Below are 14130 nucleotides of genomic sequence, written 5' to 3' on the forward strand. Positions count from 1 at the left end.
GGCGGGCCGGGACCCACGCCTCCCCTGTTCCCCACTTCCCTCACCCCGGTCTCCTCCCCTCACACCAGGAAACACCCGTTCGGGTGAACCCTCCACCGGAGCTCGGCGTCCCCGGTTCCGCCAAGGGGTGCGGGCCTTCGCCCGGATGCACGCGCCCCGCTCGCGCCCGCGCCCGCAGGGCCGTTGGCTGGAAGCGTGCCCCCACGCCTCAGGAGCGCCCTGTCGGCCGTACTGCTCGCCCTGTCCTGCCTGCTCGTGCCGTTCGGCGCGCTGGCGGCCTGGGCGGCGTACGGGCTTCTCGACACGGGCCGGTACGTCACCACGATGGCTCCGCTGGCCGCCGACCCGAACGTGCGGGAGGCCGTCGCGGACACGGTCGGTGACGGCATCCTGCGCGCGGTGGACCAGCATCTGGGCGTCCGCCCCGCCGGGGGCACCCCCTCCGGGGGCGGCTCCGTCCGGCCGTTCGTGCGCGACGCGGTGCGCTCCTTCACCCAGACCGAGGCCTTCCGGCTGGCCTGGGACACCGGCAACCGGGTCATCCACGACGCGGTCCTGCGCGCCCTGCGCGACGAGGAGGACGGCGTGACGGCCGGGCGGCCGGTCACCGTCGACCTCGCCGCCGTCACCGACCAGGTCAAGCGGCAGCTGACCCGGGACCATGTACCGCTGGCAGCGCGCATCCCGGTGGAGCACACCGCTGTCTCCGTGCTCCCGGCGGGCCGACTGGCCTCCTTCCGGAAGGGTTTCCACGTGCTCGAAGTCGCCAGTCTCTGGCTGCCGGTGGCGGCGGTCGCCTTCGCCGCCACCGGCATCGCCCTCGCCGTCCACCGCAGGCGCGCAGTCGCAGCGACCGCGCTGGGCACCGCCCTGGGCGGCGGCCTGCTCAGCCTGGCCCTCACGGTGGGCCGCAGCCTCACCCTCGCCGGCCTGCCCGCCGACGTGCCCCATCCGGCGGCCGGCGCGGTCTACGACGCCCTCACCGGCACCCTGCGCACGGTGGCCTGGCTGCTGCTCGCCCTGGGCCTCACCGTGGCCCTGACCGCCTGGCTGACCCGCCGTCCGGACCGACACCGCCCGACACGCCACCGCACCACACCCGTCACGGCCACGCCGGCCACGCCCCTCACTCCGGCCCCCGCCCCCGTCACAGGGGCGGCGGAGCCGCCTCCGGCATCTCCGGCATCCACAACCTGGGGATGAGCCGGGCGCCCTGGCGGGACGCGGGGCCACATCGATCAGCGGCTCCGCCGCGGGGCGCGGGCAAGCCCAACGCCCCCGCGGCCGGGAGCGGCCCCGGGAACAACGGCGATTCCCGCACCGGGCGGCACACACCCCGTACGCTCGGCCCGTGAACCGAAGCCGCGTGCGCGGGCTCGGTGTCTGGTGCGCCGGGCTGCTGCTGGCCGGGGTCGGTGTGGTGGCCGGCTGCCGGGTCGCCGGCACCGACGGGGTCACCCCCGTGCCCCAGTTGCTCGCCTTCCTGCCCTGGCTGCTCGTGCCGGCCGGTCTCGCCCTGCTGTGCGCGCTGCTCGCCCGCTGGTGGCCGGGCGTGCTGTGCGGGGCCGTCGTACTCGGCGTGCTCGCCTGGTACCTCCAGCCGTACGACGGCACCACCGGCCCCGGCGGCCCGCCGCTCGCCACCCTGCGCGTGCTGACCTCCAACCTGGAGTTCGGGCGCGGCACCCCCGCCCTGGTCCCGTGGATCCGGGCCTTGCGCCCGGACGTCGTCTTCGTCGAGGAGTGCGAGTTCACCTGCCAGGCCACACTGGAGGCCGACTTCGCGACCGGCTACCCGTACCGGCAGGCGGTCCGCGCGGCCGGCTCCCACGGCTCGCTCATCCTCAGCCGCCGGCCCCTGAGACCGACGGCCGGCGTGCCCGGCACCATGGGCATGCCCGGCGCGGTCGCCGACGTGCACGGACACGCCGTACGCCTCCAACTCGCCCACCCCATGCCGCCGTTGCCGGGCCAGGTCGACCTGTGGCGGCGCGAGCTCGGCAGGCTCCGCGCCTTCGCGGCCGCCGACCCCGCTGCGCCCACCGTGCTGGCCGGCGACTTCAACGCGACCCGGGACCACGCGGCCTTCCGGCACATCCTGGACACCGGACTGAGCGACGCCGCCCGGCTCGCCGGAGACGACCGCGCCGCCAGCTGGCCCGCGCGCACCGCCGCCGTCGTCGGCACCCAGATCGACCACGTCCTGCTCTCGCCGGACTTCACCGCGACCGGCGCCCGCTTCCTGCCCGTGGCCGGCAGCGACCACCGCGCCCTCGTCGTGGACCTCACCCTCCACGACCGCTGACCCCGGGCCGGTGGTCACGAACCGGTGATAATGGCCGCATGCCGCGCGAGTTCCCCATCGGCCTGACCCCTCCCGACTGGCTGGTCCGGAACCTCCGCCCCCAGCAGGCCCCGGTCAACAAGGCCGCCGTCGCCCGCGCCGCCGTCGCGATGTCCCTGCCCCTGGCGATCGGCCTCGCCACCGGCTACCCGGCGTACGGCGCCCTCGCCTCCATGGGCGCCCTGTCCGGCGTCATCGGCGACACCGCCGACGCCTACCGCATGCGCGTCCTCAACATCGCCGTACCGCAGCTCTTCGGCGCGGTCGGCGTGACGCTGGGCACGCTGGTGTACGGCCACGGCTGGTACGCGGTCGCCGTGGTGACCGGGATCGCCCTGCTCTCCGGCATGATCTCGACGATCGGCGCGGTGGCCTCGGTCTCGGGCCTGCTGCTCCTGCTGAACTGCGTGGTCGGCGCGGGCCTCCCCCTGCCGCACCCCTGGTGGCTGGCCCCGGCCCTGATGACCGGCGGAGGCCTGCTGGTCCTCCTCCTCGCCCTGCTGGCCTGGCCGTTGCGCTCCGGGGTGCCCGAACGCGCGGCGGTGGCGGACGCCTACGACACCGTGGCGGCGCTGTTCTCCGTCGCCGGCACGGACCGGACCGACGAGTACGACGAGGCCCGCCGAGCGGTCACCCAGTCCCTCAACCAGGCCTACGACCTGATCCTGGCCCGACGCGCCCGCCACCACGGCCGCAGCCGCGAACTCACCCGCCTGCTGGCCCAGTTGAACGCCATCACCCCGGTGGTGGAGGCGGCCCCCGCGGCCCATCTGGCAGGCCGGCCCCTGCCGCCCGGGATCCCGCAGGCGATCCGCCACCTGGCCCGGGCGGTCGCGACGGGCCACACGGGCCCGACAGCCCTGAACCTCCCGGCACCGGCGACGGAGACGGCCCGCGCGGTGGACCACGCCCTGCGCCACACGGCCGAGGTGGTGACGGCCCCCGACGTGGACCCCCGGGGCATCGACGACCGCCTGGGCCGCCCGGCGGCGCTGGGCATCCGCACGGCGAGAGCGGCCCGCAACGTGATCCTCTCCGCCAACTCCTGGCGCTACGGGCTGCGCCTCGCGGTCTGCATCGGCATCGCCCAGGCCCTGGTGTCGCTGATCCCCGTGCCCCGCTCCTACTGGGTGGCCCTGACGATCACCTTCGTGCTGAAGCCCGACTTCGGCTCGGTCTTCTCCCGCGCCCTGCTGCGCGCCCTCGGCACGGTGGCGGGCCTGGTCATCGCCGCGGTGGTCCTGGCGGAGGTCCCACTGGGCTGGTGGGACGTCCTGGCGATGCTGCTCCTGGCCCCCCTGATCCCGGCCCTGACCCCCCGGGGCTACGGCTACCAGACGGCGGCGATCACCCCCGTGATCCTCCTCCTCTCGGACATCCTGAACCACCAGGGCACGGCCCTTCTCCTCCCCCGCCTGACGGACTCACTCCTGGGCTGCGCGATCGCGCTCACCGCCGGCTACCTCCTGTGGCCGGAGAGCTGGCGCACCAGGGTCGGCGACCGCCTGGCCGACGCGGTGGCGGACACGGCCCGCTATGTGGAAGCGGCCTTCGCCCCCGACGGCGACCCGGCCGCCCGTGCCCGCATGCGCCGCCGCCTCTACCGCGACCTGTCGGTGATCCGTACGGAGTTCCAGCGGGCCCTGACCGAACCACCGCCGACCGGCCGGCGTGCCGCCGCGTGGTGGCCGCTGGTGGTGGCGGTGGAGCGGATCGTCGACGCGACGACGGCCGCCCGCGTCCGCGTGCGGCACGGGGCACCGCCCCCGGCCCCGGCCGAGATCGCCCAGGTGGTCCTGCAGCTCCGGGAGCTGTCGGAGGGCGTACGGGACGCGGAAACCCTGACGCCGGTGCGCACGGATCTCACCGGTCCCGCGGGCAGTGTCCTGGAGCCCCTCCGCCAGGAGGTCGCGGCGGCCAGGTCGATCGCTTCCCCTCACTGAGCCCTTCGCTAACCTTACGTGTCCGTCCTGGCCAGGGATCGACGGGCATCAACTCACGCGAAGGGTTGCGCAATGGGCATTCTCACTCGCCTGCGGAACGCATTCAGCCGCTCCCGCAAGGGACGCCCCACCGAGGCAGAGGATGCACACCGCCTGCCGACCCAACCGGAAACCACACCCCACACGACCGACCGCACCGTCCCCGAACCCCGCCGCTCCTCCCCCGAGGAGCACGACCTGGTGGCAGCCGCCTTCGACAAGGTGAAGGTCCCCCACCCGACAGAACCGACGAAGCCCGAGCCAGAGCCGAAGCCCGAGCCCGAGGCGCCGGTCGAGCCCGAGGCTGAGGCGCCGGTCGAGCCCGAGGCTGAGGCGCCGGTCGAGCCCGAGGCTGAGGCGCCGGTCGAGCCCGAGGCGCCGGTCGAACCCGAGGCGCCGGTCGAGCCCGAGGCCGAGACGCAGCCCGAGCCGGAGGCTGAGGCGCAGGTGAGGCCCGAGGCTGAGGCGCAGGCCGCGCCGGAAGCCGAGGCGGAGGAGGCCGTCGAGGCGGCGTCCGTGACGGTGGAGGAGCCCACCGCACCGACCGACGAGCCGACCGCCCCGCAAGCCGCCGACGGCGAGGACGCCCCACAGGGGCCACCCGCACCCGACGACGAGACCCGCACGGGTGGTGCGGGTGGGAACGACACCGCCGAAGGCGAAGCCGAGGCGGAGGCGCCCCACGCCGAAGCACCGCAGACAACCCGCGAAGCCGAGGCGGAGGAGGCCGTCGAGGCGGCGTCCGTGACGGTGGAGGAGCCCACCGCACCGACCGACGAGCCGACCGCCCCGCAAGCCGCCGACGGCGAGGACGCCCCACAGGGGCCACCCGCACCCGACGACGAGACCCGCACGGGTGGTGCGGGTGGGAACGACACCGCCGAAGGCGAAGCCGAGGCGGAGGCGCCCCACGCCGAAGCACCGCAGACAACCCGCGAAGCCGAGGCGCACGCCGAACCGGCTCCCACGCCGGAGGCGGTGTCGGCCACGAAGACCCCCGCCACCCCCCTCGCCAGGGTCAAGTCCCGCACCCCCTCCCTCGCCACCGCCTACAAGGCCGCCACAGCGACGCTGAAGAAGACCGACCTCACCGGCACCCGAGCCAAGGTCTACCTCGTGCTCGACCGCTCCGCGAGCATGCGGCCGTACTACAAGGACGGCTCCGCCCAGGCCCTCGCCGACCAGACCCTCGCCCTCGCCGCCCACCTGGACCCCGAGGCCGCGGTCCACACCGTCTTCTTCTCCACGGAGCTCGACGGCACCACCGACCTCACCCTCACCCCGGACCACGAGACCAAGATCGACGACGTCCACGCCGGCCTCGGCCGCATGGGCCGTACCAGCTACCACGCCGCCGTGGAGGCCGTACTCGCCCACTACGACCAGTACGAGAAGGACACCACCCCCCGCACCCCCGCCCTCGTCGTCTTCCAGACCGACGGCGCCCCGGACGCGAAGACCCCCGCCACCCAGGCCCTCACCGACGCGGCGCAGTCGCACCCCACCGTCTTCTTCTCCTTCGTCGCCTTCGGAGAGCACGACAACAAGGCCTTCGACTACCTCCGCAAGCTGAAGACCGGCAACACGTCCTTCTTCCACGCGGGCCCCGCCCCCCGCGAGCTGACCGACGCGGAGCTCTACGAAGGCGTACTCGCCGCCTGGCGGCCGTAACACTCGGTCACCACGGGCAATCCTCGGGCCGCCCCTTCCCACGCTGTAAAACGGGAAGCGGGCGGCCCACCCGTGTCGGCTACGATTTCAAGGTTCGAAACCGCAGAAAAGCAGCGACCTGGGAGCAGCCACGATGGCTCGACACCTCATCACCAGCGCCCTTCCGTACATCAACGGGATCAAGCACCTGGGCAACATGGTGGGGTCCATGCTCCCGGCGGACGTGTACTCCCGCTACCTCCGCCAGCGCGGCCACGACGTCCTGTACATCTGCGCCACCGACGAGCACGGCACCCCGGCCGAGCTTGCCGCGAAGGAGCAGGGCCTGCCGGTCGCCGAGTTCTGCGCCCAGGCGCACGACGCGCAGAAGGCGGTCTACGACGGCTTCCACCTCGCCTTCGACTACTTCGGCCGCAGCTCCTCCCCGGAGAACCGGGACATCACCCAGCACTTCGCCCGCAAGCTGCACGAGAACGGCTTCATCGAGGAGCGGGCGATCCGCCAGGTCTACAGCCCCGCCGACGGCCGCTTCCTGCCCGACCGCTACGTCGAGGGCACCTGCCCGCACTGCGGCTACGACAAGGCCCGCGGCGACCAGTGCGAGAACTGCACCCGCGTGCTGGACCCGACCGACCTGATCAACCCGCGCTCGGCGATCTCCGGCTCCACGGACCTGGAGGTCCGCGAGACCAAGCACCTCTTCCTCCTGCAGTCGAAGCTGGAGAACGAGGTCCGCGAGTGGGTGGCCCGGCACGACAAGGACTGGCCGCAGCTCGCCTCCTCCATCGCCCACAAGTGGCTGACCGAGGGCCTGCACGACCGCGCGATCACCCGTGACCTGGACTGGGGCGTCCCGGTCCCGGCCGACACCTGGCCGGAGCTGGCCGCCGAGGGCAAGGTCTTCTACGTCTGGTTCGACGCGCCGATCGAGTACATCGGCGCGACGAAGGAGTGGGCCGACCAGGACCCGGACAACCGTGACTGGAAGTCCTGGTGGTACGACGCGGACGAGACCGTGCGCTACACCGAGTTCATGGCGAAGGACAACGTCCCCTTCCACACGGTGATGTTCCCGGCCACCGAGCTGGGCGTGCGCGAGCCGTGGAAGAAGGTCGACTACGTCAAGGCCTTCAACTGGCTGACGTACTACGGCGGGAAGTTCTCCACCAGCCAGAAGCGCGGTGTCTTCACCGACCAGGCCCTGGACATCCTGCCCGCCGACTACTGGCGCTACTTCCTCATCGCCAACGCCCCGGAGTCGGACGACTCGTCCTTCACCTGGGAGCACTTCACCGCCACGGTCAACAAGGACCTCGCCGACACCCTCGGCAACTTCGTCAACCGCGTCCTGTCCTTCTCGAAGAAGCGCTTCGGCGAGGAGGTCCCCGCGGGCGGCACCCCCGGCGAGGCCGAGACGCGGCTCGGCGAGCAGATCGCCGAGCTCCTCGCCGAGTACGAGGGCCACATGGAGGCCATGCAGTTCCGCAAGGCCGCCGCGGCCCTGCGTGCCCTGTGGTCGGCGGGCAACTCCTACCTGGAGGAGAAGGCCCCCTGGCTGCAGATCAAGACCGACAAGGACGCCGCGGCCCTCACACTGCGTACGGCGATGAACCTGATCCACCTGTACGCGGTGGTCTCCGAGCCGCTGATCCCGGCCTCGGCGAAGACGATGCGCGAGGCGTTCTCGCTGGCCGACGACACCGCGACCTGGGTCACCGCCGACGAGGCCAGGGCACTCGCCACGGTCCCGGACGGCACCCCCTTCACGGTCCCGCCGGTGCTGTTCGCCAAGCTGACCGACGAGGACCTGGCGGCGTACAAGGAGCGCTTCGGCGGCGAGGAGCAGTAACCCCGCCGCACCTCGCTCTCGTCCACCGCCCGGCAAGTGGCCCGCACAGGCTGCGGCCGGGCGGTGTCTTACCTATCCTGATGACGGATCGGACGGGTGGGGGACGATGACGGCAACGGGGGAGACGGGGCCCGAAGGGGCTTCGGTCCGCAGGGAGTTCGCGTTAGAGCGGTACCGCTACATCCTGCAGCAGATCAACGCGGTGAACGAGAACGCCCACCGCTTCCTCGCCCTCTACCAGACGCTCGCCACCGCACTCGCGAGCGGCGCCGTCGCCCTCTTCGTGGGATACCGGAGGTGGGACATCCCCGCGTCCACCGCGCGCGGCGGTGTGATCGGGCTGCTCACCCTGACCACCGTGGTCGCCGCCTTCACCTGCACCCTGATCCTCGTCGGCGTGCTGTCCTGGCTCGACTACCGCAACGAAGAGTGCGACATCACCGACGAGTTGATCGGCCCCGGCTTCCGCGAGCGTCCCCGCCCCGGCAACTTCGTGCGCTGGTACGAGACGTACGTACTGCTCTTCATCCTCGTCTCGGTGATCGCGATGTGGCTGCTCGCCGGGCTCCTCCTCCTGCCGTCGATGAGGTGATCGTCCCGGTGCCCGAGCACGGCTACCAGAGCACCTTCCTGTGGCGGAGCACCCTGGCCGCGAGGACGGACGGTGACGCCCAGGCCGAGCAGCGCGAACAGCTGCGCACGTCGTACCTCGACCTGCGCCGGAACGCGGCGGTGCTCCTCGGGGAGAACGCCCGCAGCATGCCCGACTTCACGGTGCACGACATCAGCCATGTGGACGCCCTGTGGGAGACGGCCGATCTCGTGTGCGGACACGAGGTCACCCTCAATCCCGCCGAGGCGTACGTCCTCGGGTGTGCCTTCGTGCTGCACGACGCCGCGATGGGCGAGGCCGCGTACCGGACGAGCGTGCGGGACACCCTGGGTGAGTCACGCTGGCACGACCTCGTGTCGATGACGTACTACCACCGCAAGGGGTGCTGGCCGGACCGGGACGAGCTGGACGATCCGCCCGCCGAGATCACCGAGGAGTGCCGGGCGACCGCCATCCGCGAGACGCACGCGGAACAGGCGCGCCGCCTGGTGGACCAGGCCTGGCGGTCCAGCACGGGCCAGGAGATCCACCTCATCGAGGACGGCCGGCTGCGCGAGTTCTACGGCCCGTTGATCGGCGCTCTCGCGGCCAGCCACTGGTGGCCCGTGGACCGGCTCGCGGAGGAGTTCCGCCACCGCAGCGGTCCACTCCCCGGGCAGCCGGGCGAGTGGACCCTCGACAAGCTCAAACTGGCCTGCGTCCTGCGGCTCGCCGACGCCACCCAGATCGACGCCCGGCGCGCTCCGGAGTTCCTGTTCTCGCTGCGCGATCCGCAGGGCGGCTCCCGGGAGCACTGGCGTTTCCAGGTGCACGTCAGCCAACCGGTGCTGGACGGCGACCGGGTCAGGTACTCCTCCAACCGGCCGTTCCTCCCCGAGGACACCGGTGCCTGGTGGCTGGCCCTCGACCACCTGCGCGCCGTCGACCGCGAACTGAAAGCCGTCGACGCACTCCTGCACGACCACGGGCAGCACCGGCTCGCGGCCCGCGCGGTCGCCGGGGTCGACGCGCCGGAGCGGTTCGCCCAGCACTTCCGCGTCCAGGGCTGGCGCCCCATCGACGCCACGGTCAAGGTCTCCGACGTCCCCGCCCTGGTCAAGAGCCTGGGCGGGGAGCAGCTGTACGGCGACCAGCCGGAGGTCGCGGTGCGCGAACTGATCCAGAACGCTCAGGACGCCGTCCTGGCCCGCCAGGCGCTGCAACCCGGCTTCACCGACGGGCGCATCGAGGTCCGGCTGACCCGGACCGACGGCTCCTGGCAGCTGGAGGTCCGCGACAACGGCCTCGGCATGGACGAGGAGACCCTCATCCACGGCCTGCTCGACTTCGGCAACAGCGGCTGGAGTTCCGCCGCCGTCCGCAACCGGCTGCCCGGGCTCGCCGACGGCGGGTTCACGCCCAGCGGGCGGTTCGGCATCGGCTTCTTCTCCGTGTTCCTGCTGGGCGACGAGGTGGAGCTGATCACCCGCCGCTACGACGCCGGCACCCAGGACGCCCGCCGCCTCTCCTTCGACGGCCCGTCCAGCCGCCCCCTGCTGACACCACTGACCGGCCAGGGCTGGGTCCCGGAGGGCACGACGGTCCGCGTCACCCTGAAGAAGGGCCCCAACGACGTGCGGGGTCTGCTCTACTACACCGACGACGACCGTCTCGACCAGCTGGTGCGGCGGCTGGTCCTGGAGAACGCCGTACCCATCCGCATCTGGGAACCGGGCGCGTCCGATCCCGGGGTCCTCGCCCCCTTCTCCCTGGCCACGGGAGAGGCGGACGAGGTCTTCGACCGGCTGCATCCACCGGCGACCCACGGATGGCGCGCCGGGCAGGAGAAGCAACGTCTCCGGCTGCGCGACGACTTCGTGCGCCGGGCCACGGAACTCCTCGACGACCGGGGACGGCGTATCGGCCTGGCCACGCTCGGGGACGAACTGTTCTACGCGGGGCGCGGCAACTACCGGGGGATCGTCACGGTCAACGGGTTCCTGGCGGACGAGTCGACCGCCTTCGCCGGGTACCTCGCCGGCCGGCCCGGCCGGGCCTCGCGCGACCAGGCCGCCCTGGTCGCCACGCAGGACGGGATGCGCGCGTGGATGCGCAGCCAGGAGCAACGGCTCCGCGACCTCGGGCAGTTCAGCGACCCCTTCCAGCTGGAACACGCCTACACCCTGTACAGCGCCTTCAACGGGATCCCGGACGACGTCGCCTTCGCCATCACGGGCCAGGGCCTGCTCCGTCCGGCCGACGCCGCCGGCTGGGTCGCCCGGCGCGACGAGGTCTTCCTGTCCTTCGGTCTTCCCCTGGCATGGCGAAGCCGGCCTCCGGAGGTCCTCCACTACTTGTCGGGGCAGTCCGTGCGACTGCCCGAGGACTGGATCATCATCTGCGGCAGAGCCGCCACCGCGCCCCTGTCGGAGGTGTTCCCTGCGGTGGAGAACTTTGACGCCGACTACGGGTTCGCACGCCACCACACCACGCTGACCTGGCAGAAGGCGTGGTGGCGGATGTCGGGGGAGCTTGAAGGGCTCTTCCTTCGCGCCGTGTGCGAGGCATGGTCGTGCACCCTTGAGGCCGTGCTCGCGCCCGTCGAGCGGCGCAACTGGTACGACATCCGCCACCTGGACGACGAGAGCCTCGGCGGCGTCCTGGGCTACCTCCTGCGCCGACCGGGCCGATGACCGGTGTGCGGAACTACTTGTTGCCGCCCAGCCGCGAGAATCTCAGGCGGCGTGTCCGAGGACGAGCGCGCCGACGACGGGGGCCGCGTAGATCAGCGGGAAGGGGATGTGGGAGTACCAGCGGGCGCGGGCCACGGTGACAGCGGCCCCGAGGAAGTAGAGCACCAGCCCGATCCCGGCCAGCACCCCGATCACCGGCACGAACAGCCCGACGACCAGACCCACGGCCCCGGCGGCCTTGGCCACCCCGAGCAGGGTCCACCACGATCGCGGCACCCGGTAGTCGGTGAGCGTCTTGACGATCCACTGGGCCCGCAGCAGCAGTACGGCGCCGGAGAAACCGGCCATCAGCGCGGCGAGCAGGGTGACGACGATGTGGGCGGTGTGCATGAGAGGCTCCCGTGGAGAGGGGATCCGACTGCGGACACCTCTTTGACCCCCCGGCCCGTGCCCGTGTGACAGAACCCGGAAAAAATCTTGAACGTCCCCGAACCCCACCACCGGCTCCTCGCCGACGTCGTCACCACGGGCGGTCCGTACGGGCTGGTGCTCGCCGGTGGATACGCGCTGCAGGCGCACGGACTGGTGTCGCGTCCGCACGCGAATCTCGACTTCGCCACGGAGAGTTCCGAGGGCATGGACCGGATCGCCGCCGCGCTCGGCACGGCCCTGGAGGCGCGGGGCCGGCAGGTGCGAGTCGGTGCGGTCGCCGCGCTCAGCGCGCAGCTGACGGTCAGCGACCCGCCGACCGGCGGGAGGTGCGCCCTCGTGCTGCACAAGGAGGCCTTCTGGCAGCCGCCGGCGCTCACCGCGTACGGGCCTGCGCTCTCCCTGGAGGACGCCGTCGGCACGAAGATCCGGGCGCTGTACGACCGGGGCGCGGCCGTCGACCTGATCGACGCGCGGGCCGCCGCCGCCCGCTTCTCCCTGCCCGACCTGGAGGAACTGGGCCGTCGGCACGCCCACGACCCGTTCGATCTGCCGACCCTGCAGTCCCGGCTGACGGGTACGGACTTCTATTCCGACGTGGACTTCTTCCGGTACGGGCTGACGGAGGACCAGGTCATGGCCCTGCGCGCCTGGGCCCAGCGCTGGTCCGACGACATCGCCGAGCGCCTCCTGGAAGACGGCGCGTCCCCCGACATCGAGCCGGAGACGGACTCCGGCCCCGACGCGGGGGACTGACGGACGGCGCCGTACTACTTCGGCTGCGGCTTCCTGATGTTCAGGTGCAGCTCGCGCAGGCGGGCCTCCTCCAGCTCGGTCGGGGCGCCCATCATCAGGTCCTGGGCGTTGCCGTTGAGCGGGAAGGCGATCGTCTCGCGGATGTTGGGCTCGTCCGCGAGGAGCATGACGATGCGGTCGACGCCGGGGGCGATGCCGCCGTGCGGCGGGGCACCGAAGCGGAACGCGCGGAGCATGCCGGCGAACTTCTCCTCGACGGTCTCACGGTCGTAGCCCGCGATCTCGAAGGCCTTGAGCATGATCTCCGGCTCGTGGTTCCGGATCGCGCCGGAGGACAGCTCGACGCCGTTGCACACGATGTCGTACTGCCAGCCCAGGATGTCCAGCGGGTCCTGGGTCTGAAGGGCCTCCAGACCGCCCTGCGGCATGGAGAAGGGGTTGTGCGAGAAGTCGATCGCTCCGGTCTCCTCGTCCTTCTCGTACATCGGGAAGTCGACGATCCAGCAGAAGCGGAAGACGCCCTCCTCGAAGTGACCGGCCCGGCGAGCGGCCTCCACCCGCACCGCGCCCATGATCTTGGAGACCTCGTCGAACTCGCCCGCGCCGAAGAAGACCGCGTGGCCGGGGGCCAGCGACAGGCGCTTGGTCAGCTCGGCGACGTTGTCCTCGGTGAGGAACTTCGCGATCGGGCCGGACAGCGCGCCGTCCTCGCCGACACGGACCCAGGCCAGGCCCTTCGCGCCGAGCGAGACCGCGAACTCGCCGAGCTGGTCGAAGAACTTGCGCGGCTGGTCCTGGACGGCCGGGACGGCCAGCGCGCGCACGTGCTTGCCGGCGAACGCCTTGAACTCCGAGCCCTCGAAGACATCGGTGATGTCCACCAGCTCCAGCTTGGCGCGCAGGTCCGGCTTGTCGGAGCCGTACTTCAGCATCGCCTCGCGGAACGGGATGCGGGGGAACGGGGAGGTGACGTGGCGGCCGCCGCCGAACTCCTCGAACAGCTCCGTCATCAGCTTCTCGACGGGCTGGAAGATGTCCTCCTGCTCGACGAAGGACATCTCGATGTCGAGCTGGTAGAACTCGCCCGGCGAGCGGTCGGCGCGGGCGTCCTCGTCCCGGAAGCAGGGCGCGATCTGGAAGTAGCGGTCGAAGCCGGAGATCATCAGCAGCTGCTTGAACTGCTGCGGGGCCTGCGGAAGCGCGTAGAACTTGCCGGGGTGCAGACGCGAGGGGACGACGAAGTCGCGCGCGCCCTCGGGGGAGGTGGCGGACAGGATCGGCGTCGCCATCTCGTTGAAGCCCATCGCCGTCATCTTGTGGCGCATCGCCGAGATGACCGCCGTACGCAGCATGATGTTGCGGTGCATGCGCTCGCGGCGCAGGTCCAGGAAGCGGTACTCCAGGCGCCGTTCCTCGTTGACGCCGTCCTCGGTGTTGATCGTGAACGGCAGCGGCGCGGCGGCGCCCAGCAGCTCGACCTCGGCCACCTCGACCTCGACCTCACCGGTGGGCAGGTCGGGGTTGATGTTCTCGGTTCCACGTGAAACAACGCGGCCGTCGACGCGGACCGTGGACTCCTTGGAGATCTTGTCCAGGGCCTCGTACGCCGGCGTGCCGGGGCGGGCGACCAGCTGCGTGATGCCGTAGTGGTCGCGCAGATCGATGAAGAGGATGCCGCCCAGGTCGCGCCGATTGTGCAGCCAGCCGCTCAGCCGGACGTCGGTGCCGACGTCAGAGGCGCGGAGCTGCCCGCAGGTGTGGGACCTGTACCGATGCATCGTCGTTCATCGTCCTTCGAGAAGAGTTGGCGTCTG

General features: G+C 71.9%; 10 protein-coding genes. 8 read left to right on the plus strand and 2 right to left on the minus strand.

The features are described 5' to 3' along the window. The first annotated feature begins 195 nt into the window (after nt 1-195). From FB563_RS13750 to FB563_RS13780, 7 genes are all read left to right on the plus strand, one after another. The gene (locus tag FB563_RS13750) at nt 196-1203 is read left to right on the plus strand and encodes a hypothetical protein (RefSeq protein WP_079048671.1); all 1008 of its coding nucleotides are present in this window, start codon (nt 196-198) and stop codon (nt 1201-1203) included. A gap of 148 nt (nt 1204-1351) precedes the next feature. Then, nucleotides 1352-2305, plus strand: coding sequence for an endonuclease/exonuclease/phosphatase family protein (locus FB563_RS13755; RefSeq protein ID WP_055705335.1), 954 nt, complete (start codon nt 1352-1354; stop codon nt 2303-2305). A 38-nt stretch (nt 2306-2343) separates the two neighbouring features. Beyond that, nucleotides 2344-4287, plus strand: a complete 1944-nt coding sequence (locus tag FB563_RS13760; RefSeq protein ID WP_055705336.1) for an FUSC family protein — start codon at nt 2344-2346, stop codon at nt 4285-4287. Nucleotides 4288-4359: 72 nt separating this feature from the next. Next, nucleotides 4360-5997 (plus strand): VWA domain-containing protein, encoded by a 1638-nt coding sequence (locus FB563_RS13765; protein ID WP_142218682.1) that lies wholly within the window; start codon nt 4360-4362, stop codon nt 5995-5997. 133 nt (nt 5998-6130) lie between these two features. Then, on the plus strand, nt 6131-7846 hold the full coding sequence (gene metG, locus FB563_RS13770) for a methionine--tRNA ligase (protein WP_055704843.1): 1716 nt from the start codon (nt 6131-6133) through the stop codon (nt 7844-7846). A gap of 106 nt (nt 7847-7952) precedes the next feature. Next, entirely contained in the window at nt 7953-8438 is a 486-nt protein-coding gene (locus FB563_RS13775; protein ID WP_079048612.1) for a hypothetical protein, read from the plus strand. Continuing rightward, nucleotides 8435-11131, plus strand: coding sequence for an HD domain-containing protein (locus tag FB563_RS13780; RefSeq protein ID WP_055704844.1), 2697 nt, complete (start codon nt 8435-8437; stop codon nt 11129-11131). Before FB563_RS13775 ends, FB563_RS13780 begins: the two co-directional genes overlap by 4 nt. A gap of 42 nt (nt 11132-11173) precedes the next feature. Here FB563_RS13780 and FB563_RS13785 read toward each other — a convergent pair whose 3' ends face one another. Then, entirely contained in the window at nt 11174-11521 is a 348-nt protein-coding gene (locus tag FB563_RS13785) for a DoxX family protein (protein ID WP_055704845.1), read from the minus strand. 87 nt (nt 11522-11608) lie between these two features. Between FB563_RS13785 and FB563_RS13790 the strand changes: the two genes are divergently transcribed. Continuing rightward, nucleotides 11609-12316, plus strand: coding sequence for a nucleotidyl transferase AbiEii/AbiGii toxin family protein (locus FB563_RS13790; protein ID WP_055704846.1), 708 nt, complete (start codon nt 11609-11611; stop codon nt 12314-12316). Nucleotides 12317-12330: 14 nt separating this feature from the next. Here the strand turns inward: FB563_RS13790 and aspS are convergent, their stop codons facing one another. Continuing rightward, on the minus strand, nt 12331-14094 hold the full coding sequence (gene aspS / locus FB563_RS13795; protein ID WP_055704847.1) for an aspartate--tRNA ligase: 1764 nt from the start codon (nt 14092-14094) through the stop codon (nt 12331-12333). Between the last annotated feature and the right edge of the window lie 36 nt (nt 14095-14130).

This window comes from Streptomyces puniciscabiei (assembly GCF_006715785.1).
Taxonomy (GTDB): domain Bacteria; phylum Actinomycetota; class Actinomycetes; order Streptomycetales; family Streptomycetaceae; genus Streptomyces; species Streptomyces puniciscabiei.